The 25637-nt window shown below is 34.2% G+C and carries 18 protein-coding genes; 11 read left to right on the top strand and 7 right to left on the bottom strand.

The genetic code is table 11. The features are described 5' to 3' along the window. Positions 1–658: 658 nt before the first annotated feature. Both B0A67_RS23755 and B0A67_RS23750 read right to left on the bottom strand, forming a co-directional pair. The gene (locus B0A67_RS23755; RefSeq protein WP_072964951.1) at positions 659–1348 is read right to left on the bottom strand and encodes an SIMPL domain-containing protein; all 690 of its coding nucleotides are present in this window, start codon (positions 1346–1348) and stop codon (positions 659–661) included. Positions 1349–1401: 53 nt separating this feature from the next. After that, complete coding sequence (locus B0A67_RS23750) at positions 1402–2040, bottom strand: rhomboid family intramembrane serine protease (RefSeq protein WP_072964898.1); 639 nt, start codon at positions 2038–2040, stop codon at positions 1402–1404. A gap of 112 nt (positions 2041–2152) precedes the next feature. Here B0A67_RS23750 and B0A67_RS23745 point away from each other — a divergent pair, with 112 nt between their 5' ends. Beyond that, positions 2153–3025: a lysophospholipid acyltransferase family protein gene (locus B0A67_RS23745; protein WP_072964899.1), complete on the top strand. Its 873-nt coding sequence runs from the start codon at positions 2153–2155 to the stop codon at positions 3023–3025. 73 nt (positions 3026–3098) lie between these two features. Here B0A67_RS23745 and glmM read toward each other — a convergent pair whose 3' ends face one another. After that, positions 3099–4487, bottom strand: coding sequence for a phosphoglucosamine mutase (glmM, locus tag B0A67_RS23740; RefSeq protein ID WP_072964900.1), 1389 nt, complete (start codon positions 4485–4487; stop codon positions 3099–3101). A 288-nt stretch (positions 4488–4775) separates the two neighbouring features. On the opposite strand from glmM, the gene B0A67_RS23735 reads away from it, so the two are divergent. The 8 genes from B0A67_RS23735 to B0A67_RS23700 all read left to right on the top strand — a co-directional run bounded on the left by B0A67_RS23735 (position 4776) and on the right by B0A67_RS23700 (position 19768). Next, positions 4776–5360 carry an acyl carrier protein phosphodiesterase gene (locus B0A67_RS23735; protein ID WP_072964901.1) on the top strand — a complete coding sequence of 195 codons (585 nt, stop codon included), beginning with the start codon at positions 4776–4778 and terminating at the stop codon, positions 5358–5360. A 40-nt stretch (positions 5361–5400) separates the two neighbouring features. After that, positions 5401–7083, top strand: coding sequence for a gamma-glutamyltransferase (gene ggt / locus B0A67_RS23730; RefSeq protein ID WP_072964902.1), 1683 nt, complete (start codon positions 5401–5403; stop codon positions 7081–7083). An 86-nt stretch (positions 7084–7169) separates the two neighbouring features. Further along, positions 7170–8954, top strand: a complete 1785-nt coding sequence (locus B0A67_RS23725) for a chloride channel protein (protein ID WP_072964903.1) — start codon at positions 7170–7172, stop codon at positions 8952–8954. Between the two features lie 165 nt (positions 8955–9119). Next, on the top strand, positions 9120–11951 hold the full coding sequence (gene uvrA, locus B0A67_RS23720) for an excinuclease ABC subunit UvrA (protein WP_072964904.1): 2832 nt from the start codon (positions 9120–9122) through the stop codon (positions 11949–11951). 96 nt (positions 11952–12047) lie between these two features. Then, positions 12048–12956: a hypothetical protein gene (locus B0A67_RS23715; RefSeq protein WP_072964905.1), complete on the top strand. Its 909-nt coding sequence runs from the start codon at positions 12048–12050 to the stop codon at positions 12954–12956. Positions 12957–13382: 426 nt separating this feature from the next. Further along, a complete protein-coding gene (locus B0A67_RS23710; RefSeq protein WP_072964906.1) occupies positions 13383–14111 on the top strand; it encodes an LOG family protein in 729 nt (242 codons plus the stop codon). A gap of 304 nt (positions 14112–14415) precedes the next feature. After that, complete coding sequence (locus tag B0A67_RS23705; RefSeq protein ID WP_072964952.1) at positions 14416–17166, top strand: gluzincin family metallopeptidase; 2751 nt, start codon at positions 14416–14418, stop codon at positions 17164–17166. Between the two features lie 187 nt (positions 17167–17353). Beyond that, entirely contained in the window at positions 17354–19768 is a 2415-nt protein-coding gene (locus B0A67_RS23700) for an alpha-ketoacid dehydrogenase subunit alpha/beta (protein WP_072964907.1), read from the top strand. A gap of 61 nt (positions 19769–19829) precedes the next feature. On the opposite strand, the gene B0A67_RS23695 is transcribed toward B0A67_RS23700, so the two are convergent. The 4 genes from B0A67_RS23695 to B0A67_RS23680 form a co-directional block, all read right to left on the bottom strand. Continuing rightward, positions 19830–20309 (bottom strand): hypothetical protein, encoded by a 480-nt coding sequence (locus B0A67_RS23695; protein WP_089069582.1) that lies wholly within the window; start codon positions 20307–20309, stop codon positions 19830–19832. 67 nt (positions 20310–20376) lie between these two features. Beyond that, a complete protein-coding gene (kdsB, locus tag B0A67_RS23690) occupies positions 20377–21108 on the bottom strand; it encodes a 3-deoxy-manno-octulosonate cytidylyltransferase (RefSeq protein WP_072964909.1) in 732 nt (243 codons plus the stop codon). A gap of 97 nt (positions 21109–21205) precedes the next feature. Beyond that, complete coding sequence (gene ygiD, locus B0A67_RS23685; RefSeq protein ID WP_072964910.1) at positions 21206–22036, bottom strand: 4,5-DOPA-extradiol-dioxygenase; 831 nt, start codon at positions 22034–22036, stop codon at positions 21206–21208. Between the two features lie 89 nt (positions 22037–22125). Further along, positions 22126–23550, bottom strand: a complete 1425-nt coding sequence (locus tag B0A67_RS23680; RefSeq protein WP_072964911.1) for an ATP-dependent DNA helicase — start codon at positions 23548–23550, stop codon at positions 22126–22128. Positions 23551–23855: 305 nt separating this feature from the next. Here B0A67_RS23680 and B0A67_RS23675 point away from each other — a divergent pair, with 305 nt between their 5' ends. Next, on the top strand, positions 23856–24677 hold the full coding sequence (locus tag B0A67_RS23675; protein ID WP_072964912.1) for a DUF3822 family protein: 822 nt from the start codon (positions 23856–23858) through the stop codon (positions 24675–24677). Continuing rightward, positions 24674–25276, top strand: a complete 603-nt coding sequence (locus B0A67_RS23670) for an RsmD family RNA methyltransferase (RefSeq protein ID WP_072964913.1) — start codon at positions 24674–24676, stop codon at positions 25274–25276. Before B0A67_RS23675 ends, B0A67_RS23670 begins: the two co-directional genes overlap by 4 nt. The last annotated feature ends 361 nt before the right edge of the window (positions 25277–25637 follow it).

The raw sequence follows: 25637 nt of genomic DNA, 5'->3' as shown, positions 1-25637 counted from the left end.
TCTTAACACTCTGATAACACAATTCTTAGCTTTTGAGCTTTTTTGCCATTTATGGGATTTTTCGCAGGCACTTGTTGTTTTTCGCAATATCGACAATATACCATACTATATATAGGTAAATTTCACTGGTCTGTTTAACTAGTTTTCAGCTTTTATAAAATCCATTACCTCACCTCAAAGATTATTCACAACGCCACTCTCCTCATATCCTTATTCCCGTCAATCCATTTGATGCAATACCATTTTCAACTATTGTACGGTCGATTTACCTTGTTTATCAATAAAGCAATATTATATACAGCTGCTTCTCGATTGTCAGTATGAAAACGAACATCTATTCTCATCTTTGAATATTATTTCATCACCGCTAAAACTTTCTCCAGTTCAAAAGTGACATCTTTATATATATAAAGATTTATATAAATCAAAATAGATAATCAAAATATTAATCATTTTAGCCAAATCAGTTATTATGCCGATCAATCTGGTTTTTAACCCATATCCAATCTACAATTACACCAAGAGAAGCAACGGAAGTTTCGCCTTTGAGCTTTATTACTTATCTACAAAAGAAAAAGGAAGAAAAAGGAAGAAAAAAAAAATCCAAATCCCAATTTTAAGTTGGGATTTGGACTTTACTATTTTGAATTAATATCGTTTAGTCTAAAATAAAACTTACACTCACGTTTGCAATAACTTCAATCTCTCCAACTGCCAAAGTTTCGTTTGAAGCACCAGCCGAATCCATTGCCATCGATTTCATAGCTGCATACATTGGTTGCGGACGATACACCTGAGTATTATCAGAAATAGTATACGCCTTACCCACTTTTTGTCCTAAAACCGAAACGTAATCTTCTGCTTTTAGTTTAGCATCTTTTATTGCCAATTTACGAGCTTCTGTTTCAATCTGAGCTAATTTAGAAGTTTCAAAAGAAACTCTGTCGATACGGTTGATACCTTGCTCAACCAAGCCTTCCATTAATTCATCATATTTAGATAAATCTTTTAATACAATTTCTATTGTTTGGGTAGCATTGTAACTGGTTTTCTTTTTCTCATAATCGTATTGTGGATTAAGAGCTACTTGTTTTGTTTTGAAATCTGCTGTTGGCACATTCATTTTTTTGATGAATTTTAAAACTGCATCGATTTTTTCGTCATTTTGCTTTTTGACATCTTTAGCATTATTCCCTTTTGTTTCAACAGTTGCTGAAATACAAACCTGATCAGGTGCTACTTTTACTTTCCCTTCCCCGTTTACATTGATTTGAGGAATTTGCTTGGCTTCTTGTGCGTAAGACATAGTCATAAACATGATTGTTAAAAATAATACTACTTTCTTCATTTTTGTTATATTTAAATTTGTTTGATAATCGAATTTCAAAAGTTGTGCCAATATTATAATTTGCCCAATTTTGCCATTACAAAAAGTATTAAAATAGGAATTGCCAATAGTACTACCATCAAACTGTGATCTACAATCAGGGATGGCTCTTTGATCAAAGTAATCAAATATCCTCCTATAGCACCTCCAAAATGTGCTGTGTGTCCAATATTATCATTTTTCGCCCTCATTCCGTAAATTGAATACAATAAATATAAGATTCCAAATAAATACGCCGGCATTGGTATGACAAAAAAGATTCCTAACATCATGTCCGGCTGTAATAATATTGCAGAATACAAAATTCCTGTCACAGCCCCTGAAGCTCCCACAGCTCTATAACTGTAATCATTTTTATGAAAGAGCATCGTAAGCAGGCTTCCAAAAATTAAACTTCCAAAATAAATCAAAACAAAAGAAAAAGTTCCTAACCATTGTATGACTACCGGAGCAAAGAACCACAACGTAAGCATATTAAATGCTAAATGCATAATATCAGCATGCAAAAACCCGGATGAAAGCATTCTAATTTGTTCTCCGGAACGAATACTTCCTACATGAAATTCGTATTTTCTAAAAAAAGCAAGATCATTAAAACCTTTGTAACTAATTACAGCATTAGCTACTATAATCCCTACTAAAATGGTATTCATAAAAAATATTTAATGTGAATTGTAAATATAGTCATTCTTAAACATATGTTAGCTTCAAACCAAAATATCGGTGTTTATTCATTTTTACTTTATATTTGTAAAAAAAAATTACATGCAATTTCTCGTTTATATACTGGCCTATCCTTTACTCTGGCTGATCTCTATACTCCCATTTCGATTATTTTACTGGTTATCAGATTGTGTCTGTTTTATTATCTACCACATCATTGGATACAGGAGAAAAGTAGTTCGTGAAAACCTTGCGCTTACCTTGCCTCACTTAAGTAAAACTGAACAGAAACAAATCGAGAAAAAGTTCTATCACCATATGTGTGATATGTTTTTGGAAACGATTAAAACAATGAGTATTTCGCCAGAAGAAATGGAGAAGCGATTTCGTGTAACGAATATCGAACTTGTAAATGAATATGCTAAAAAAGGCAAAAGTGTCATTCTTGTAGCTTCACATTACGCAAGCTATGAATGGCTTTTGACTATTAACCCAAAAATTGATTTTAAGGGTATTGCTGTTTATAAAAAAGTTGCCAATCCTTATTTTGACAAGTTAGTACGAAGAATTCGTTCAAAATATGACACCGAATTGGTAGAAACAAGAAAAGCGATTCCAACTATGGCACAAAACCAACGTAATGGAATATTGAGTATGTATGGATTAGCGAGTGACCAATCTCCTAAACTGGACCGAATTTTTCATTCAATGAAGTTTATGGGCATTGAAGTTCCTGTGCATACAGGCGCCGAAATGCTGGCAAAAAAATACGATCTGAGTGTGATTTTTGTAAAAGTAAAAAAGGTAGCAAGAGGTTACTATGAAGCAACTTTTGTATCTATTGCTGATAATCCGAATGATTATGAGAACTTTGATATTACAGAAAAATACTTAAGGGAAGTTGAAAAACAAATTTATGAAGCTCCTGAATATTATTTATGGACACATAAGAGATGGAAACATCGTGTTGAATAAATAATCACAAAAAAAAATACCTCTTTCAAAATTAATGAAAGAGGTATTTTTTTTGTAACTGAATTACTAAAAATTAGATTCCGGCAATTGCTTTTATTTCATCTATAATTCGAAGTGCCAAAACATCTGCTTTTTCCTGAGATGGAGCTTCTGTATAAATTCTGATGATTGGTTCTGTATTCGATTTTCTCAAATGCACCCATTCTGTAGCAAAATCAATTTTCACACCATCAATCGTTGTGATGTCTTCATTTTTGTATTTTCCTGTCATTGCAACCAAAATCGCATCAACATCTATCTGAGGCGTTAATTCAATTTTGTTTTTACTCATATAATATTCCGGATAGGAAGCGCGCAAAGCCGAAACCGAGATCTTTTTGTTGGCCAAATGCGTCAGAAACAACGCTACACCTACCAAACTATCTCTTCCGTAATGAGATTCCGGATAGATAATTCCACCATTTCCCTCACCACCAATAATTGCATTATTTTTTTTCATCAGTTCCACAACGTTCACCTCACCGACAGCACTGGCTTCATATTTTCCGCCATGAGCAACTGTTACATCTCTCAAAGCACGTGATGACGACATATTCGAAACTGTATTTCCCGGCGTTTTACCCAAAACATAATCGGCGCAAGCCACTAATGTATATTCTTCTCCAAACATTTCTCCGTCTTCGCAAATAAAAGCCAAACGATCAACATCAGGATCCACCACTACACCCAGATCCGCTTTTTCTTTTACCACCAACTCAGAAATATCAGTTAAGTGTTCTTTTAAAGGTTCCGGATTGTGAGGGAAATGTCCGTTTGGTTCACAGTATAATTTTACAACTTCAACCCCCATTAATTCTAATAACCTAGGAATAATGATTCCTCCGGATGAATTTACACCATCAACAACCACTTTAAATTTTGCCGCTTTTACCGCATCAACATCTACTAAAGACAAATTTAAAACCTCGTCGATATGAATATCCATATAGGCATCATTCACAGTGATTTCGCCTAAACTATCCACATCAGAGAAATCGAAGGCTTCTGCTTCAGCAATTTCTAGAATCTTCGCTCCTTCGTCTCCACTTAAAAACTCTCCTTTTGCGTTCAGTAATTTTAAGGCATTCCATTGTTTTGGATTATGAGAAGCTGTTAAAATAATTCCTCCATCTGCTTTTTCTAACGGAACAGCAACCTCTACAGTTGGCGTTGTAGAAAGACCAAGATCAATTACGTTAATTCCTAAACCTACTAAAGTATTTACAACAAGATTATGAATCATTGGTCCGGAAATTCTGGCATCGCGACCAATTACAACCGTTAATTTTTCTTTTGAAGTATTATTTTTCAGAAAAGTACCGTATGCTGATGCAAATTTTACAGCATCAACAGGAGTCAGGTTATCTCCTACTTTTCCACCAATTGTTCCTCGTATTCCTGATATCGATTTTATTAAAGTCATTTTTGTGAGTTATGGTTACCAGCTACAAATATAGAAAAGTTACTAAGGTTCTTACTTGCTAAGTCTCTAAGATTTTTAAAATATCATAAAAAAATTGCCTGGATTTTAATAATAGTAACATTATAAGGTGCATAATTGCGTAAACCGATATCAAAAAGTTTTCATACTTTTACTAAAATAAACTTAGTGAATTAGATACGTAAAGCCTTAGTAACTGTAAAAACATACTTTTTACTAAAATCAACTTAGGAGCTTTAGTACCTGAAAAGCTTAGCAACTCAAAAAAAAATGAATTTCCTAGCCCACATCTATTTGTCCGGAGATAATGATTTAATCAAAATTGGCAATTTTATGGCTGATGGAATTCGCGGAAAACAATTTGAAAATTTTCCCGAAGAAGTTCAAAAAGGCATTATTTTGCATCGGTCGATAGATACTTACACGGATTCGCATGCTATTTTCAGACAAAGCACCAAACGTTTACATGAAAAATACCATCATTATGCCGGTGTGATTGTAGATATTATCTACGATCATTTTCTGGCTAAAAACTGGGAGAAATATTCAGATGAAAAATTAGAAAAGTTCATTAATCGATTTTACAGATCTTTGCATGAAAACTATCCTGTTTTAAGCGAAAAAACACAAGATTTAATGCCTTATATGATCAAACAAAACTGGCTTTTAAGTTATCAGACTATAGAAGGAATTCGCAATATTTTAACCCAAATGGATCGCAGGTCTAAAAATCTTTCCAAAATGCAGTTTGCAAGTGAAGAATTAGTAGAATTCTATACCGAATTTGAACAGGAATTTACTTTGTTTTTTGAGGATCTCAAACAGCACTCCAAACAAAAATTACTCACTTTATAAAATCTGCCAGATTCTATAAAATAAAATCAAGATACTCTTTATGAAAAAAATAGCGCTTTTATTCGGCTTTATTTCTATTTATAGTTTTGCACAACAAACTACAAAACCAACCGGATTAGTAGCAACAAAAGCCATGGTTGTTTCGGCACGTCAGGAAGCTTCAAAAGTTGGTGCTGAGATTATACAAAAAGGCGGAAATGCTTTTGATGCCATGGTGGCCACTGAACTTGCTCTTGCTGTTGCCTATCCGTACGCAGGAAATCTTGGCGGAGGAGGATTTATGGTCTATAGAAAAGCAAATGGTGAAGTAGGATCTCTAGATTATCGCGAAAAAGCACCATTGGCAGCAACAAAAGATATGTTTCTGGATAAAGAAGGAAATGTTATAAAAGGCAAAAGTACTGAAACAGCTTTAGCAATTGGTGTTCCCGGAACTATTGCCGGAGTATTTGCCGTACACACAAAATTAGGTTCCCTACCTATGTCTGAAATTTTGAAACCTGTGATTGCTTTAGCAGAAAGAGGTGTTATTGTAACCAAAAAACAAGAAAAAAGACTTCAGGATTATCACGATGTTATTGTAAAAATAAATGGTCCAAATACATTATTGGCCGGTAATTTTAAAGAAAATGACACCATCAAATATCCTGCACTTGCCAATACATTGAAACGAATTTCGAAAAACGGAAGAAATGAATTTTATAAAGGTGAAACAGGCAAAACTTTAGTTAAATATATCCAGAAAAAAGGCGGAATTATAACGCTTAAAGATTTGGAGAAATACGAAGCAAAATGGAGAAAACCATTACAGTTTAATTATAAAGATTTAAAAATCACTTCGATGTCACCTCCCAGCAGTGGTGGAATTTGTCTGGCACAGATCATGAAAATGATTGCGCCTTATGATTTATCAAAAATGGGACATAATAGTGAAGAAGCTATTCAGGTAATTGTAGAAGCTGAAAGAAGGGCTTATGCAGACAGAAGTCAGTTTTTAGGTGATCCTGATTTTGTGAAAATCCCAATAAACGGATTGTTATCTGATTCTTATTTAAAGGAAAGAATGTCAAGTTTTGACGTAAAAAAAGCGAGTTTATCATCTGAAATAAAGGAAGGCAAAATAAGTTTTAACGAAAGTACAGAAACCACACATTATTCAATAGTAGATGCACAAGGAAATGCGGTTGCTGCAACCACAACACTTAATGATGGTTACGGATCGAAGTATTATTGTGATGAATTAGGATTTTTCCTAAACAACGAAATGGATGATTTTAGTGCCAAACCGGGATCTCCGAACATGTTTGGCTTAGTAGGAAACGAAGCGAATAGTATTGCTCCGCAAAAAAGAATGTTAAGTTCAATGACGCCAACAATTGTCGAGAAAAACGGAAAACTGTTTATGGTAGTTGGTTCTCCAGGTGGATCGACCATTATTACCAGTGTATTACAAGCTATTCTGAATGTTTACGAATACAACCTTAGTATGCAGGATGCTGTAAACGCGCCGCGTTTTCACCATCAATGGTTACCGGATTTAATTACATTCGAACCAAATGCTTTTGACAAAATCACCATAGATAAACTAAAAGCAAAAGGATATTTGATCAATGAAAAAACGACACCTGTAATTGGTAAGTTAGACTGTATTTTAGTTTTGCCGGACAGCACTCTTGAAGGTGGTGCTGATTTTCGCGGAGACGATACTGCTGTTGGTTTTTAAATTAAAAAAGCAGATTTATCGGTAAATGTCATACAAATTTAAATGTTAAAAGCTAAATTTGCACTATACCTAACTTTTACAACAGAATGCTAAAAAAATATTTTAGAAGACTAGAAAGCATTATTGCTTTGGCTCAATCATTAATGACTCCAAAGCAGTTTATTTTTTTATCAAGTGTTTTAATTGGTGTTTCCTGCTCTTTGGCTGTAATTGTTCTAAAAACTTTTGCCCATAGTGTTTTCTCCTTTGCGACTTATATCAATGGTATTCTGAAATTAAGTTTTATCAACAGTATTCTTCCTATTGTGGGAATCCTACTAACTGTGTTTGTTGTAAAACGAATTCTTAATGGAAGCATCGAAAAAGGGACTTCTCAAATTTTATATGCTGTTGCAAAAAAAGCAAGTATTATTCCGAGAAAACAAATGTATGCGCAAATTGTCACGAGCTCCTTAACAGTAGGTTTAGGAGGTTCAGCAGGTTTAGAGAGTCCTATTGTGATTACTGGTGCCGCATTTGGATCTAATTTTGCTCAAAATTACAAATTACCTTATAAAGACAGAACCTTACTTATTGGCTGTGGTGTTGCCGCCGGAATTTCTGCAGCATTTAATGCTCCCATTGCCGGTGTTCTTTTTGCTATTGAAGTCTTGCTGGTCGATGTCAGCATTTCTGCCTTTACACCAATTATGATTTCTGCCGCCACCGGTGCGTTGGTTTCTGCCATCGTATTAGACGAAAGTATTTTATTGTCTTTCAGAAAACAGGAAGCTTTTAATTATCATAATATTCCGTTTTATGTTTTACTTGGAGTATTGACAGGTTTTATAGCAGTCTATTATGCGAGAAACTTCCAGAGAGTTGAACATTATTTTTCTAACTTAAAAGTTGGTCCTTACAGAAAAGCACTAATTGGTTCTTCATTATTGGCCTTACTTATTTTTATATTTCCAACACTTTTTGGAGAGGGTTATGAAAGTATCAAAACCTTGTCTGAAAGTGATCCCGGAAAACTATTAGACAATACTTTATTTGCTGATTTCAGAGACAATCAATGGGTATTACTTCTGTTTGTTGGATGCACCATGATGGTAAAAGTATTTGCTTCGGGATTGACCCTTGGAAGCGGTGGAAATGGAGGTAATTTTGCTCCGTCTTTATTCTTAGGTTCTTATTTAGGATATTTCTTTTCAAAGTTTATTACTCTTATAGGTTTATCAAAATTGCCTATCAGTAACTTTACCATGGTGGGAATGGCTGGTATTTTGAGCGGCTTGTTTCACGCACCACTTACCGCAATTTTCTTAATTGCTGAAATTACAGGAGGTTATAGTTTAATGATCCCCCTTATGATTGTTTCGTCAATAAGTTTTGCTATTTCTAAACGTTTTGAGAAATACTCTCTTGATGTAAAAGGCCTTGCCAAAAAAGGCCATGCTTTTACAAGTAATAAAGATTCAAACATTCTCTCTACCCTGGATATCGACACTATCATACAAACCGATTATTTAACGGTTCATCCGGAGGAAAACCTGAGTAAACTAGTTGATCTTATCTCACATTCCAATCAGGTTGTTTTTGCCGTGGTTGACAATGATAAGAATCTTGTTGGCATTGTTCATTTTAATGATATTAGGGAAATTATCTTCAACTCATATCAGGTAAAATATACGCTGATCAAAGATGTCATGAAAACGCCATTGGCGACTATTTCATCGAATGATAGTATGGAAATTGTGATGAGTAAATTCGAAAAATCAAAATCAGCCTTTCTTCCTGTTCTGCGAAATGACAAATATTTTGGTTTTATCTCAAAATCTATAGCACTCGAAGCGTATCGAATGAAATTGAGGTCTATGACTATTGAGTAGCTTTAAGTACACCACCAAAGAAGCCATCGAAGAATATATGAATACAAGAAAAAGAAAACGCTAACTCAGGTTAGCGCTATTTTGTTACTAATTGTAACATAAAGTTTTGCTATCGAGCACAAAAAGAACAAATCAAAGTGGTAACTTTGCGTTTTGCTCAAAATTATGTTAGAAAAAGACAATACTATTGAAGTTCTTGGCGCAAGAGTTCATAATCTAAAAAATATAGACATTTCTATTCCGCGTGAAAAACTGGTGGTTATTACCGGTTTATCAGGTTCGGGAAAATCTTCTTTGGCGTTTGACACCATTTATGCCGAAGGACAACGTCGCTATGTAGAAACTTTTTCAGCTTATGCCAGGCAGTTTCTGGGTGGTTTAGAACGACCTGATGTTGACAAAATCGACGGACTTTCGCCGGTAATTGCCATTGAACAGAAAACCACAAGTAAAAGCCCGCGTTCTACTGTTGGTACTATTACTGAAATATATGATTTCCTGAGACTTCTTTACGCTCGTGGTGCTGACGCATATAGTTATAACACCGGCGAGAAAATGGTTTCATATTCTGATGAGCAAATCAAAGATTTGATTATTCAGGATTTTAAAGGAAAACGAATTAACATTCTTGCTCCGGTTATTAGAGCCAGAAAAGGTCATTATGCCGAATTATTCCAGCAAATTACCAAACAAGGATTTCTTAAAGTTCGTGTAAATGGCGAAGTACAGGATTTAGTTTCAGGAATGAAACTGGATCGTTATAAAACCCACGATATCGAGATTGTTGTCGACAGAATGTTGATTGAAGATACGGAAGACAATCAAAAAAGATTATCAGAAAGTATCAATACAGCCATGCATCATGGCGAAAATGTATTGATGATTTTAGATCAGGATACCAATGAAGTTCGCTTTTTTAGTAGAAATTTAATGTGTCCAACAACAGGGATTTCGTATCAAAACCCGGAACCGAATTTGTTTTCTTTCAACTCCCCAAAAGGAGCTTGTCCGCATTGTAACGGATTAGGAACAGTTCATGAAATCAACATCAAAAAGATTATTCCAAATCCTAAATTATCGATTAAAGCCGGAGGTTTTGCTCCGCTTGGTGAATACAAATCGTCCTGGATTTTTAAGCAACTGGAAGTTATTGGAGAAAAATTCAGTTTCAAAATAACCGACCCGATTGAGAAAATTCCGGAAGAAGCCATGATCATGATTCTTCACGGCGGAAAAGATAAATTTGTTGTCAATTCTAAAGAGTTAGGAGTTACCCGCGATTATAAAATAGATTTTGAAGGAATCTCACATTTCATCAAAAATCAATTTGATGAAACTTCTTCTACCACTATAAAACGTTGGGCAAAAGATTTTATGGACGAAGTAAATTGTCCGGTTTGTGATGGCTCCCGTTTGAAAAAAGAAGCTTTATTCTTTAAAATTAATGACAAAAACATTGTTGAATTGTGTGATATGGATATCTCCGATTTAACGGTTTGGTTTCAGGATTTAAACAAACACTTATCAGACAAACAACTTTTGATTGCTTCAGAAGTGGTAAAAGAAATCAAAGACAGATTGAACTTCCTGATGAATGTTGGCTTGAATTATCTGGCTTTAAGCCGAAGTTCAAAATCACTTTCGGGTGGTGAAGCACAACGTATTCGTCTGGCGACACAAATTGGTTCACAGCTGGTTGGTGTTTTATATATTCTGGATGAGCCAAGTATTGGTTTACATCAAAGAGACAATGAGAAGCTAATTCATTCATTGGAACAATTACGTGATATCGGGAATTCGGTTATTGTCGTAGAACACGACAAAGACATGATCGAACGCGCTGATTATGTAATTGATATTGGACCAAAAGCAGGTAAATACGGAGGAGAAATCATCAGTATTGGAACTCCGGCAGAAACTTTGAAATCAAATACAATTACTGCTCAGTATCTGAACGGTAAAATGAAATTGGAGATTCCGAAGGAACGCCGTAAAGGAAATGGAAAATTCCTAAAACTAACCGGAGCAACAGGAAACAACCTTAAAAATGTTTCCATTGAATTGCCTCTCGGAAAAATGATTTGTGTTACCGGAGTTTCAGGAAGTGGAAAATCGACTTTAATAAACGAGACGCTCTACCCTATTTTGAATGCCTATTATTTTAATGGCGTAAAAAAACCGCAGCCCTATAAAAAAATTGAAGGTCTGGAACATATTGACAAAGTAATTGATATTGATCAAAGTCCGATTGGAAGAACGCCACGTTCGAATCCGGCAACTTATACTGAAGTTTTTACCGAAATCAGAAACTTGTTTACCATGACTTCTGAAAGTATGATTCGTGGTTACAAAGCCGGACGTTTTAGTTTTAATGTAAAAGGCGGGCGTTGTGAAACCTGCGAAGGTTCCGGTGTCAGAACGATCGAAATGAACTTTCTTCCGGACGTTTACGTAGAATGCGAAACCTGTCAGGGAAAACGTTTTAACAGGGAAACTTTAGAAATTCGCTATAAAGGAAAATCAATTTCGGATGTACTGAATATGACAGTTGATGAAGCGGTTCCTTTCTTTGAAAACATTCCGAAGATATACAGAAAAGTAAAAACAATTCAGGATGTTGGTTTAGGATATATTACACTTGGTCAGCAAAGTACCACACTTTCTGGTGGTGAAGCGCAGCGTATTAAACTCGCAGGAGAATTATCTAAAAAAGATACCGGAAATACGTTTTATATTTTGGACGAACCTACTACAGGATTGCATTTTGAGGACATTCGTGTGCTGATGGACGTGATCAATAAACTGGTTGATAAAGGAAATACGATCCTGATAATCGAACACAATATGGACGTCATTAAACTTGCGGATTATATTATTGATATTGGACCAGAAGGCGGAAAAGGCGGTGGACAATTAATTGCGAAAGGAACTCCGGAAGAAGTAGCAAAAAATAAAAAAAGCTATACGGCTAAGTTTTTGAAAAAAGAGTTAGAATAGAAATTGATCTTTGTCACAAAAATATTTTGACAAAGATGCATTGATTTAAAAAATTAACAGTAGTAATTTTATATTTTAGCATCAAAAATATAAAAGATGAAATCAATTTTGCCATTCATTATAATAGTATTACTCAGTGCTAAAAGTTTTTCCCAATCACCAAAAGACAGCTTTAGAAATGCTGTAAAAGAAAGACTTAAAAATATTAATGAAAAACAAATTGACAACCCTTACTATTCCAGACAAGAACTAGAAGAGGAATATCTCCTTGAAAACAGTGTTTTTCAAGCTTTGGCTCAGCCTAGCACAGAAAGTGATCTAGCGAATTATTTTAAAATTTATCTGGAACAAAATCTTCTAAAAAAAATTGATTTTAGTAAACTTAAAACGTCTTCTTACTACAAAGGTATTTCTAATAAAAAATACAATTACACTATACGACTTACCTTTGAGATAAATAAGAAGAATAAAGCTTTTAATTTTCGTATTCATACGGGAGACAGTGAGCTCGATAAAAAAGTTATCGAAATTTTTAAAAATTATCCTTTAGAAAAATTAAATTTAAATGATAATGCTAAACTTGGAAAAATTAGTATTCAGCTATTTACAAAAGAAGACAAAAACACCATAATAAAAGCAAGTACATTTGCCGTTGTAGATCAGCTTCCCGTTTTAAAAGGATGCGAAGGTATTGCATACAATTCCGAACTGGGCAGATGTCTTTATGATCAAATATTCGAGTATGTTTTAAAAAATATCTCACTTGAAAACATTGCAAAACAAGGCAAAAGAGGAGAAATCATTATCAATCCGCGTTTTTCTATTGATTCTGATGGAAAAATTTTCCGTGTTAACTCTATTGCTCCAAACAAAATTATCAAGGATGAAATTGACAGGATTATAACATCTTTTAATCAAGTGATAATTCCAGGTAAAAGAAATGACACTCCTAAAAACACCTATTGTGAAACTTTCCGAATGATAACTATCAACAATTTAAAATGATAGACTTTATACAAGTTTAAAAAACACTTTCATAATTCATTGATAATGAATAAACAACTTAAGAGATCATTATCGCTACATTACTTTAAAATTAATAAATACTAATTTCTGTAACAATTCTCGAAAAAAGCAGTAATTTAGTATGCCCATTTTGCCAAAGTTTTTGATTTTGGCAATTTTTTATGGGCTAAAAATAATGTTTCGATTGAAAACCGATGCCCTAGCCCTGATGGCAGCGGCATCCTTTTTCTGGCTGCTGCCAGCCAGGAAAAGATATAGCGGACAGCAGGACACGAGCGTTAGCGACTGACGAAGTAAATAGCTCCTACTTCGACTCCGCTCAGGATGACAATATCATTACGCTCAGGTTGACAATTTAAAACGACACAGCTAGAAATAAAAATATAAATAATTAAAATACCTAAAATGAGATTAGAAGATTTTGATAATGATGAGGATAAAGTAATTCAGGATCGTTTGAAACAAAAAACGTGGAATGAAATTAGGACAAATGACAGCTGGGCGATTTTTAAAATCATGGCTGAGTTTGTAAACGGTTACGAAAGCATGGGACGCATTGGTCCGTGTGTATCTATTTTTGGATCTGCCAGAACAAAACCGGACGATAAGTACTATTTATTGGCAGAAAAAATTGCTTACAAAATCAGTAAAGCTGGTTACGGTGTAATCACAGGAGGTGGTCCCGGAATCATGGAAGCTGGTAATAAAGGCGCACATTTAGGTGGCGGAACTTCAGTTGGTTTAAATATCGAATTGCCTTTTGAACAACACTTTAACCCGTATATCGATCACGATAAAAACCTGAATTTCGATTATTTCTTTGTGAGAAAAGTAATGTTCGTAAAATATTCGCAAGGTTTTGTGGTAATGCCGGGAGGTTTTGGAACTTTAGATGAGATGTTTGAAGCGATTACCCTAATTCAAACCAAAAAAATTGGTAAATTCCCAATTATATTAGTAGGTATAGAATTCTGGTCCGGATTGATCGAATGGGTAAAAACAGTATTAGTAGAAAAAATGCATACCGTAAGCCCCGAAGACTTGAACTTATTTAAGATCGTTGATACTGAAGATGAAGTAGTTGATGTATTAGATAAATTCTATAAGAAATACGACTTAAGTCCTAATTTCTAATGTTTTTTTTTACCATATAAGTAATCTAATTTCATTTAGAAATGCCACATAAAGCATTCAACTTAAATTTTCTTATATTACTTATATCGTGAAATAATCATAAAATCTTACAAAAAATTAAAGCTGTTTTTAAAACAGCTTTTTTTATACTATTTTTACAATAAAACCAGAAAGACTATACCCTCGTAACTTAGATTATATCTCTTAAATTTTTAAGCCATCATTGAAATCATCTTATAAAATTATATTCTTCGTTTTTGTTTTGATGAACCCATTAAAACAGTACGCACAACATCAGTCTAAGATGGAGGTGGCGGTTAATCTCGAGCTGAAAACACTTAACGTAAAACAGGATATTACCTATTATAATACTTCGAATGATTCTTTGATATCGATTGTTTTAAACGATTGGAATAATGCTTTTTCTGATAAAAATACGCCTTTGGCAAGAAGATTTTCTGATGAATTCTACAGAGGTTTTCATTTAGCAAAAACCTCAGAAAGAGGTAATACAACCATTCTGAATCTTACAGACTCTGATAATATGGCGCTCGAATGGGAAAGAACCGCTAAAAACCCTGATTTTATTGTGGTTAGACTGAATCGAAAATTATATCCCGGAGAAAAAATTGATTTACATTTAACTTATATTTCAAAGATTCCAAGCGATAAATTTACGCATTATGGTTTTGACCAAAATGGCGGAATGAATTTAAAAAACTGGTTTTTAAGTCCTGCACGTTTTGAAAATCATCGTTTTATTAAATACAATAATTTCAACTTAGATGATATCGCAAATGCGGCCACAGATTATGAAATTGCTATAAAAATCCCTACTCAATATTCTATTACAACTGACCTGAATTCTGTTTCAGAAGACCTTATGAATCCTTCTTTCAAAACATATTCATATTCCGGAAAAAACAGAACTGATTTTAATTTATTTATCGAAAAGCAAAATAGTTTTGCAAGCTATGAAAATGGTTCCCTGGAGGTACTTACGAATCTTAAAAACAAAAAAATCAGCGAAATCCAAAAAGCAATTATCATCAATAGGGTTGTGAATTTTGCAAGTGCTTTTATCGGGAAATACCCGCATCAAAAAATCACGGTTTCTCAGGTAGATTATGACAGGAATCCGTTTTATGGTCTCAATCAGTTACCCTCTTTTATAAGTCCGTTTCCGGATGATTTTATATTCGAAATCACTTTTCTGAAGACGTACCTTAATAATTATCTTAAAAATAGTTTACGCGTCGATGCGAGAAAAGACAATTGGGTGTATGACGGAATCCAGATTTACAGCATGATGAAATTCATGGAAGAAAATCATCTCGATCAAAAGATGCTGGGAAGGCTTTCAGATATGAAATTATTTAAAAGTTACAACATTACCAATCTGACTTTTAACGAGCAATACAGCTATTACTATATGCTGATGGCCAGGAAGAACCTCGATCAGCCTCTTGGAGACCCAAAAAATACGCTGATAAAATTCAACGAGCAAATTGCCAGTAAATATCGTGCGGGTTTAAGTTTAAGCTATTTAGATGATTACTTAAACCATAATATTGTTCCTGAAAGTGTCCAGGAATTCTATGACCTCAACAAACAAGGGCAAACAAATCGTTATAATTTTGAAAAAATACTCACTAAAAACAGCTCAAAAAATATCGATTGGTTTTTTAATACCATTATAGATTCCCGTGATATTATTGACTATAAATTTTCGAATGTTTCCAGAACAAAAGACAGTGTGCAATTTCAGGTAAAAAATAAAACCAGTAATTTTGTTCCTATTCCGGTTTACGGAATTAAGAAAAATGAGGTCGTCTTTAAAAAATGGATAGAACCTAAAAACAATGATTATATTTATGAATTTGCCAGAGAAAAAGCAGACAAAATCGTACTGAATTATGACAATGAAGTTCCGGAATACAACTTGAGAAACAACTGGAAATCACTCAAAAGTGTCGTAATAACGAATCGTCCAATCAAATTTAATTTTGCAAAAGATCTTGAAGATCCTTATTATAACCAGATTCTATACATTCCAACTCTTACGTATAATTTATATGACGGTTTTACACCCGGAGTTCGATTTCACAATAAAACAATTCTTGACAAACCTTTTACATTCGATATTAATCCCGCCTACTCTATCAAAGCCGGAACGATATCAGGTTCATCATCTTTTATCTGGAATGAATATTACAGAAACAGCACGCTGTATAATATACGATATTCGCTTAGTCAAAATTACTATCATTATGCACCGGATGCCACTTATTTAAGATTGAATCCTATGGTTCAGTTTAGAATTCGGGAAGAAAATTTCAGAGATAACAGAAAACAGCTGATCCTGTTTAGGCAAGTTATTGTAAATCGTGAGGCCAGCAAATATATAACAGACAATTCTAAGCCAAATTACTCGGTATTTAATGCTCGTTATTCAAATACTAAAACTGAATTGATTGACCATTTTAGTTTCATGAATGATCTGCAGTTTGCCGGAGATTTCGGGAAGATTGCCGGAGAGGTTGAATACCGAAGATTATTCGAAAACAATCACAAGCTAAACATACGATTGTATGCAGGAAGTTTTTTGTATAATACAACAAATTCAGATTATTTTAGTTTTGGTTTAGACCGTCCTACTGATTATATGTTTGATTATAATTTTTACGGACGATCAGAGAATACAGGATTTTTCAGCCAGCAATTCGTGATGGCAGAGGGAGGTTTTAAATCAAAATTAGAACCAGCGTACGCCAATCAGTGGATGACGACATTAAACGCCAGTTATTCGATCTGGAACTGGATTGAAGTTTATGGCGACATGGGATTTCTTAAGAGTAAACATCAAAGTGAGCATTTTGTTTACGATAGTGGTATCCGATTGAATCTGGTACCGGATTATTTTGAACTCTATTTTCCTGTTTACTCTAATAATGGGTGGGAAATCTCTCAAAATAAATACAACGAAAAAATTCGATTTGTGATCACTCTTTCGCCAAAAACATTAGTTAATCTTTTTACTCGAAAATGGTTTTAATTGAATAAATTTTAAACAAAAACATGCGTTATTATCATTAAATTACATTTTTACATCAATATAAATCAAAAAATATACCTGATTTTTTGATTTTAAATACATATAATTAAATTATATTTATTTTAAAGAATTATGATTATTGATTGTTTTTAAGTAATTTCGCAGTCTAACATGACCCTTCAAGATTATGATAAAAGAAAAAAGCAATACTACACTAACATTTGAAGATTTCAAAACTGAGGTATTGAACGACTACAGAATTGCAGTAACCAGCCGCGAATGTAGCCTTTTAGGTCGTAAAGAGGTATTAACAGGAAAAGCCAAATTTGGAATTTTTGGTGACGGAAAAGAGGTACCACAGCTTGCTATGGCAAAATCCTTTAAAAACGGGGATTTCCGTTCCGGATACTATCGCGATCAAACTTTTATGATGGCTATTGGAGAATTATCTCCAAAACAATTTTTCGCAGGTTTATATGGTCACACTGATTTAGACTTTGATCCAATGTCTGCCGGAAGACAAATGGGCGGACACTTTGTCACCCACAGTTTAAACGAAGACGGATCCTGGAAAGACTTAACAAAACAAAAAAATTCAAGCGCAGATATATCACCTACAGCAGGTCAAATGCCAAGATTACTGGGATTGGCACAGGCATCAAAAATTTACAGAAATGTTGACGGAATCAAAACCAAAGACAAATTCTCTGTAAATGGAAATGAAATTGCCTGGGGAACTATAGGAAACGCAAGTACCTCAGAAGGTTTGTTTTTCGAAACCATAAATGCTGCCGGAGTGCTACAAGTACCAATGGTAATGAGTGTTTGGGATGATGAATACGGGATTTCTGTACATGCAAAACATCAAACTACTAAAGAGAATATTTCAGAAATTCTGAAAGGATACCAACGTGATGAAGATTCGAACGGATATGAAATTTTCAGAGTAAAAGGATGGGATTACGCAGAGCTGGTATCAACTTATGAAAGAGCCGCTGCTATTGCGCGAGAAAAACATATTCCGGTTTTAATTCACGTAAACGAATTAACACAACCGCAAGGTCACTCGACTTCAGGTTCTCATGAGCGTTATAAAAACGCAGAAAGACTGTCTTGGGAAAAAGACTTCGATTGTATTCGTCAGATGCGTTTGTGGATGATTGCCATCAACATTGCATCACCTGAAGAACTGGCTGAAATTGAAGCTGAATTGAAAAAAGAAGTTCTGGATGCCAAAAAAGAAGCATGGAATTCTTTTATCAATCCAATTATCGAAGACCAAAAAAACCTTATGATTTTATTGGAACAGATTTCTGCTGCCAGTATCAATCACAAAGATAAAATACAAAAATACATTTCTGAAATCAGCGTTATAAAGTCTCCTTTAAAAAAGGAAATGCTGGTAATCGCCAGAAAAATATTGCGTTTTATAGAAATTCCAAATAGCAAAGTATTATTGTCTAATTGGATTAAAAACTATATCGAAATTACCCAGCCAAGATTCAGCAGCCATCTGCACTCAGATTCAGATCAAAATGTTTTTTCAGTAGAAAAAGTACTTCCTGAATATGCAGATAATGCAAAAGCGGATCAGGATGGCCGAATGATTATTCGTGACAACTTTGATGCGTTGTTTACCAAATACCCTGAAACACTAATTTTTGGTGAAGATGTAGGAAACATTGGCGACGTAAATCAAGGTCTGGAAGGCATGCAGGAAAAATACGGAGAACTTCGTGTTGCTGATGTGGGTATTCGTGAAGCTACAATTATCGGACAAGGAATCGGGATGGCCTTACGAGGTTTGCGACCAATTGCCGAGATCCAATATTTAGATTATTTACTATATGCGATTCAAATCATGAGCGATGATTTGGCAACTTTACAATACAGAACTGTTGGTAAACAAAAAGCACCGTTAATCATCAGAACCCGCGGACACCGTCTTGAAGGCATCTGGCATTCCGGTTCTCCAATGGGAATGATTATCAACGCCATTCGCGGAATCCATGTTTTGGTACCAAGAAACATGACTCAAGCGGCAGGTTTCTACAATGCTCTTTTAGAGACTGACGAACCGGCTTTAGTAATCGAATGTTTGAATGGATACCGTTTAAAAGAAAAAACGCCGTTAAATTATGGTGAATTCAAAACGCCAATTGGTGTCATTGAAACCCTAAAAGAAGGTACAGATATAACATTAGTTTCTTACGGATCAACTTTAAGACTGGTACAGCAAGCTGCAACTGAATTATTAGATTTAGGAATTGACTGTGAGGTAATCGATATTCAGTCCTTACTTCCGTTTGACATTAATAAGGATATTGTAAAAAGTATTGCCAAAACAAATCGTCTTTTAATCATTGACGAAGATGTTCCTGGAGGAGCCTCAGCTTTTATCCTGCAGCAAATTCTTGAAGAACAAGACGCTTATATACATCTTGACAGTAAACCACAAACTCTTGCTGCAAAAGCACACAGACCAGCTTACGGAACTGATGGTGACTATTTCTCAAAACCTTCTGCCGAAGATATTTTCGAAAAAGTCTATGCAATGATGAATGAGGTTAATCCTTCTAAATATCCAAATTTGTATCAATAAATTTAGATTTACATATTTAAAAAAAGCTCCAATATTTGGAGCTTTTTTTATATCTAATTTTTTAAGATTCTAATATCTTTTTTACTTCCTTATAATTAAGTATATCCTTAAAAAAAGTAAACGGAGCTCTTCGTGCTGGTAAAGTATTTATCAATATTTTTTGTTTTGCAACCTTAACTATTGTGACCTTTTGCCCCCAAGAAAATGAAGATCCACCGGTATAAAATTCTAAAGTTCCATCCCCTTTACGAATTAAGGTCCACTTATTTTTTTGCAGCAATTTTCCTATTTCATCTGTCGAATAATCTTTTACTAAAATTAACTCTTTGAAACGGCGCTCAGTTTCAATTCTTACAACAAAAACAATCAAAATTATTAATCCCCATGACATAAGAAAAGGCCCATCTCTTTCATAATTAGTTATACCAGCATAAATCAATAAAACTGGCATAAATAAAACAAGATAATTTTCTAGATAATCAAAATAACTAATAGGCCATTTCAATTTTCGAATCACATATTGTTTTGTGTTTTTTTTCATTAAAATCCGTTTTTTATCCGTGCTTTCGCGCAAGCGAATCCGTGTCATCCGTGTGCCATTACGCAAACTAAACTCCTAAAATAGCACGAGCCTTTTCTAAATCCTCAGCAGTATCAATCCCAATTCCAACATGAGTAGTCTCAACCATTTTAATACGTTTTCCGAACTCCAAATATCTTAGTTGCTCGAGTTTCTCAGAAGCTTCTAAAGATTTCATAGGAAGGCTGTAAAAATCTAATAAGGCCTGTTTTCTAAAAGCATAAATTCCAATATGCTGAAAGTAACGAACACCAACACCTTTATCCCTTTGATACGGAATAACCGAACGGGAAAAATACAACGCAAACTGCGATTGGTCAACCACGACTTTTACATTGTTAGGATTATTGATTTCGTCTTCATTCGTAATCTCACGCATTAGAGAAGCCAAATCAATCTTGCGATCTTCATCATCTTTAAAAACAGATAAAACCTGTTCTAAAGGCCCAGCTTCTGTAAAAGGTTCATCACCTTGTACATTAACTACAATATCAACATCAAGGCTAAATATAGCTTCAGCAATACGATCACTTCCTGATTCGTGTTCTTTGATGCTCATAATCGCTTTACCTCCATTCGAAACGATCTCATCAAATATCAAATCCGAGTCGGTTACTACAAATACATCATCAAACAACTTTGTTTCAACCGTTGCTTCATAAGTTCTCAGAATTACAGTTTTACCTCCAAGATCCTGCATTAATTTAGCAGGAAAACGCGTTGAAGCATATCGTGCCGGAATTACAGCTATTATTTTCATTTAAATTTATTTTTATTTTTTTATTCTTTGCGAGTCTCTGTGAAATCTTTGCGCAACTTTGTGTAATAACTTTTACACAGAGAATCACGAAATATTTTTACATAATTTTTACTGACGTCATACTCAAAGAACCGGCTAACAATTTATCATTGAACAAACTCAGTTCTTCTGATTTTTCTTTTAAACCTAAAGTATACAATAAAGGCAAATAATGATCCGGAGTTGGAATCGCCAATTGTATCGCTTTATTCATTTTTTCGAAATCAATTAAAGGCTGAAAATTTTCGTCGAGCAAATAATTATTGATGGTTTCGCGTGCTTCGATAGCCCAATCAAAACCGTAATTGTCTTTATCAAAATTCCTGAAATCAACCAAACGAAGATTGTGAACAATATTCCCGCTTCCGATAATTAAAACTCCTTTACGGCGCAAAGATTGAAGTTTCCTGGCTAGCTCAAAATGATATTGCCCTGATTTGGTATAATCAATACTCAACTGAATTACGGGAACATTTGCCTCAGGATATAAGTGTTTAATTACACTCCACGCGCCATGATCTAAACCCCAATGTTCGTCTAAATCGACATTTACGGGTTCTAATATTTTCTTAGTTTCAACAGCCAGTTCCGGACTTCCTTTCGCAGGATATTGCACATCAAAAAGTGCTTGCGGAAATCCTCCAAAATCATGGATCGTTCTTGGCATTTGCATGGCAGTAACTTTGGTTCCGTTGGTAAACCAATGTGCCGAAATGCACAAAATCGCATTGGGCTGAGGCAATGTTTTAGCCAGATTGCGAAAACCCGCCACAAACTGATTTTCTTCAATTGCATTCATCGGGCTGCCGTGCCCCAAAAACAAAACCGGCATTTTATCTGTATTCGAAAACGAAGACGAAATCGAATGTAAGTCGTTTAGTGTTGTCATTGTAAATAATTATAAACACGAATTTCACAGATTTTCACTAATGCTAAATCTAAAAAAAAATATTTCGTGCTAATTCGTGAAATTAGGTTTTACTCCTCAAAACTCTCGTCTTTAAAGCCTATCAAATATAATTTATTTTTGGCACGCGTCATAGCGGTATACAACCACCTGATATAATCACGATCGATTCCGTTAGGTAAGTACGGCTGTTCTATAAAAACGGTATTCCATTGTCCACCTTGCGATTTGTGACACGTTATGGCGTAGGAGAATTTTACCTGTAATCCGTTGAAATACTCGTTCTCTTTTACTTTCTGAAATTTCTTGTATTTCGTGGTTTCATTTTCATAATCTTTCATCACCTCTTCATACAAACGATTTGATTCTTCATACGTCAAAGACGGAGACTCACTTTTTATAGTATCCAATAACAAAACGGTTTCAAAAGGTTTCTGATCCGGATAATCGACCATTCTGATTTTTACTTTTGCAAAATTGAATCCGTACAATTCTTTGATTCCGAAGAGTTCCAAAACTTCAATGATATCACCGTTGGCAATGAATCCGGCTTCATCTGTTTCTTTCAACCAGAAATAATTATTCTTTACCACCATCAGAAAATCACCAACCGAAAGTTCACTTTCCTTAAATAAAATTCGGGTTCTGATCTGTTCATTATACTGATTCGCCCTTTTATTCGAACGTACAATAAAAGCAGTGTCCTCAATACTGTAATTGCTGTATGCCGAGTTTATAGCGTCCTGAATATCGTAACCATCAGTAAGACGAACAATGTCTTTGAACTTTTTTACATTAAACTTAAACTCCGTAATAAAAGTATCTTTTAGCAATTCACGTAATTCAGTGGCATTAAACAAAATACCGGAACTTTCTTCCTGACGCATTACTTCATCGAGTTCGATATGTTCGATTTCTTTGTCATAATGAATACCCAGAGTCTGAACATCTAATGCAGGACTTATATCTAAATTCACCGGTGGCAACTGCGCTGTATCTCCCAGAAGGATCATTTTGCAGTTAGTTCCGGAATATACATATTGAATCAGATCATCCAGAAGCGATCCGTTATCATACAATTTCGAATCTGAATTACTGTCTGAAATCATCGAAGCCTCATCGACGATAAAAATAGTGTTTTTATGTTTGTTTAACTGCTTGGTAAAAGCCACGCCTCCACCAGCTGATTTTTTAGGGAAATATATTTTTTTATGAATTGTAAATGCGGGCGTATTCGAATAATTAGCAATCACTTTTGCTGCGCGGCCTGTTGGCGCAAGCAAGACAAACTTTTTATTGATATCTCCAAGATTGTTTACGATCGTCGAGATCACAGTCGTTTTTCCGGTTCCTGCATATCCTTTCAAGACAAAAATAGTGTCGTTATGTGTATCTGTTAGGAAAATAGCGATTTTTTGAAAAAAAATATCCTGTTTGTAAGTGGGCGCAAAAGGAAATTGTTTTTGCAAAACGCCGTAAAAAAGTGATGAATTCATAAGGAAAAATTGAGATACAAAGAACGGGCTTTTAAATGGCAATGTCAATGTCAATTACAAAAATCAATTACAATTGAAACGTTTATAAACCATATAAGTAATGTAAGGAATTTAAGTTTTACTTTTATTACGCTCAATTAACATGAACTTAAATCCCTTACATGGTAAAGAAAATTTAACCGTATTTTAAAATCCAATTAAAACTGTTTTTCGAAATTGCAATTATAATTGTTCCTTTTTAATTTGTAAGTTTGTGGTCGCCTTAAATTCTTTCTTGTAAAACAGGTAACGAATTGTAAATCAATATGTCATTGCAAAATACTAACATCACTTCCAAAAATTACAAAAAGCTTTCTATTCAGGTTTCATTGAATGGATTCTCGTTTTGTTGTTTTGACACCTTAAATAATACGATTACAGCCTTTAATGAAGTCAACTTTGATACCACACAAAAAACATCAAAAATTGAAGAATTATATAGTGCTGCTTTCAAAAACTATCCGGAATTAAAAGATACTTACGACGAAATTCTCGTAATTCACAATAACAATCTTTCGACTTTTGTACCTAGTGCTTTATTCGACGAAAATTTCTTGGGAAGTTATTTACAGTACAATACAAAGGTTTTCGAAACCGATTTTTTTACTTTTGATAAAATTTCAAATTACGAAATGAACTCGGTTTACATTCCGTATATCAACATCAATAACTTTTTAATTGATACTGTTGGTTCTTTCGATTACAAACATGTCAACAGTATTTTGGTCGAGAAAATTCTGGAAAGTTCAAAAAACAACGACGAGAAAAAAATGGTCGTGAATTTCAATGCTAATCATTTTGAAGTTATTGTAGTTCAAAATCAAAAATTGTTATTGTTCAATTCTTTTGAATACCAGACTCCGGAAGATTTTCTTTATTATATTCTTTTTACAGCCGAACAATTGAGTTTAAACCCGGAAAGTTTTCAACTTGAATTATTAGGTACCATACATCAAAACGATCCGTTTTATGCGATTGCATACAAATACATTCGTCATATTTCATTTTTGGATGTAAGCGCATTACAACAAAAAAACAGCTACTCAACTGCACAAAATCAAAAACATTATATCTTATTTCAATCATGAGAATCATTTCAGGAAAATACAAAGGACGCCGCATTTTTCCGCCAAAAAACCTTCCTGTAAGACCAACGACCGACATGAGTAAAGAAGCATTATTTAATGTTCTGAACAATCATTTTAGTTTTGAAGGCTTAAAGGTTTTGGATTTATTTGCCGGAACAGGAAATATTAGTTTTGAATTCGCTTCACGCGGAAGCGCTCCAATCACATCCGTTGATGGTGATTTTGGCTGTGTAAAATTCATCAAACAAGTTGCATCAGAATATGATTTTGACATCGCCGCCACAAAAAGTGATGTGTATAAATTTCTGGACAACTCCAGAACCTCTTACGACATTATTTTTGCCGATCCGCCTTACGGATTAGATCAGGCTGCATTTGAGAAAATTGTTCTGACGGTTTTCGAGAGAGAATTACTGAACGAAGACGGAATGATGATCATCGAACATTCTAAATATACCAAAATGGAACATTTAAGTAATTTCTCTTTTCAGAAAAATTACGGAGGTTCGTTTTTTAGTTTTTTCGAACTCAACTCAACCGATGATGAGGAAGAATTGAGCATCAAATTAAACAAAGCTACAGAAGACGACGAAGGTTAATTTTCGTTTGAATATAATAAGCTCAAATGGAGCGAAATCGAGATTTATTTAAATTTTCGATTTCGCTCCATTTTTTCAATAATTTAAGCTCTAAACTTTAATTTTAACACATAGAAACATAGATTTTTTTTATGCATCTAAAAGAATTCCAAAAAAAATAAATAAATTTCTTTCTCATAGCCCGCTCTGTGTATTTGAAATAAGTGAATTTCGTCTTGTGCATATCCTGACAACGAAAGCAAGAACAAAAAGAGAATTAAAAAAAGTTTAAATAGCAAATTAAAGTTCATTTTTAGCTAGGTTTAAAGTTGTAATCCTGCAAAAATGCTTCTAAAAAAAGGTTCCGTAGGTTAATTGAAGG

Source organism: Flavobacterium aquidurense, assembly GCF_002217195.1.
Classification (GTDB): domain Bacteria; phylum Bacteroidota; class Bacteroidia; order Flavobacteriales; family Flavobacteriaceae; genus Flavobacterium; species Flavobacterium frigidimaris.
This window is presented reverse-complemented; position numbering and strand designations above follow the sequence as displayed.

Excerpts from the sequence above, each read along its gene's own strand:
- B0A67_RS23725 (WP_072964903.1), top strand. The coding sequence starts at position 7,170 with ATGCTAAAAAAATATTTTAGAAGACTAGAAAGCATTATTGCTTTGGCT.
- B0A67_RS23705 (WP_072964952.1), top strand. The coding sequence starts at position 14,416 with ATGGAGGTGGCGGTTAATCTCGAGCTGAAAACACTTAACGTAAAACAG.
- kdsB (WP_072964909.1), bottom strand. The coding sequence starts at position 21,108 with ATGAAAATAATAGCTGTAATTCCGGCACGATATGCTTCAACGCGTTTT.
- B0A67_RS23680 (WP_072964911.1), bottom strand. The coding sequence starts at position 23,550 with ATGAATTCATCACTTTTTTACGGCGTTTTGCAAAAACAATTTCCTTTT.
- uvrA (WP_072964904.1), top strand. The coding sequence starts at position 9,120 with ATGTTAGAAAAAGACAATACTATTGAAGTTCTTGGCGCAAGAGTTCAT.
- B0A67_RS23745 (WP_072964899.1), top strand. The coding sequence starts at position 2,153 with ATGCAATTTCTCGTTTATATACTGGCCTATCCTTTACTCTGGCTGATC.
- glmM (WP_072964900.1), bottom strand. The coding sequence starts at position 4,487 with ATGACTTTAATAAAATCGATATCAGGAATACGAGGAACAATTGGTGGA.
- B0A67_RS23735 (WP_072964901.1), top strand. The coding sequence starts at position 4,776 with ATGAATTTCCTAGCCCACATCTATTTGTCCGGAGATAATGATTTAATC.
- B0A67_RS23695 (WP_089069582.1), bottom strand. The coding sequence starts at position 20,309 with ATGAAAAAAAACACAAAACAATATGTGATTCGAAAATTGAAATGGCCT.
- B0A67_RS23710 (WP_072964906.1), top strand. The coding sequence starts at position 13,383 with ATGAGATTAGAAGATTTTGATAATGATGAGGATAAAGTAATTCAGGAT.
- ygiD (WP_072964910.1), bottom strand. The coding sequence starts at position 22,036 with ATGACAACACTAAACGACTTACATTCGATTTCGTCTTCGTTTTCGAAT.
- B0A67_RS23715 (WP_072964905.1), top strand. The coding sequence starts at position 12,048 with ATGAAATCAATTTTGCCATTCATTATAATAGTATTACTCAGTGCTAAA.
- B0A67_RS23700 (WP_072964907.1), top strand. The coding sequence starts at position 17,354 with ATGATAAAAGAAAAAAGCAATACTACACTAACATTTGAAGATTTCAAA.
- B0A67_RS23755 (WP_072964951.1), bottom strand. The coding sequence starts at position 1,348 with ATGAAGAAAGTAGTATTATTTTTAACAATCATGTTTATGACTATGTCT.
- ggt (WP_072964902.1), top strand. The coding sequence starts at position 5,401 with ATGAAAAAAATAGCGCTTTTATTCGGCTTTATTTCTATTTATAGTTTT.
- B0A67_RS23670 (WP_072964913.1), top strand. The coding sequence starts at position 24,674 with ATGAGAATCATTTCAGGAAAATACAAAGGACGCCGCATTTTTCCGCCA.
- B0A67_RS23750 (WP_072964898.1), bottom strand. The coding sequence starts at position 2,040 with ATGAATACCATTTTAGTAGGGATTATAGTAGCTAATGCTGTAATTAGT.
- B0A67_RS23675 (WP_072964912.1), top strand. The coding sequence starts at position 23,856 with ATGTCATTGCAAAATACTAACATCACTTCCAAAAATTACAAAAAGCTT.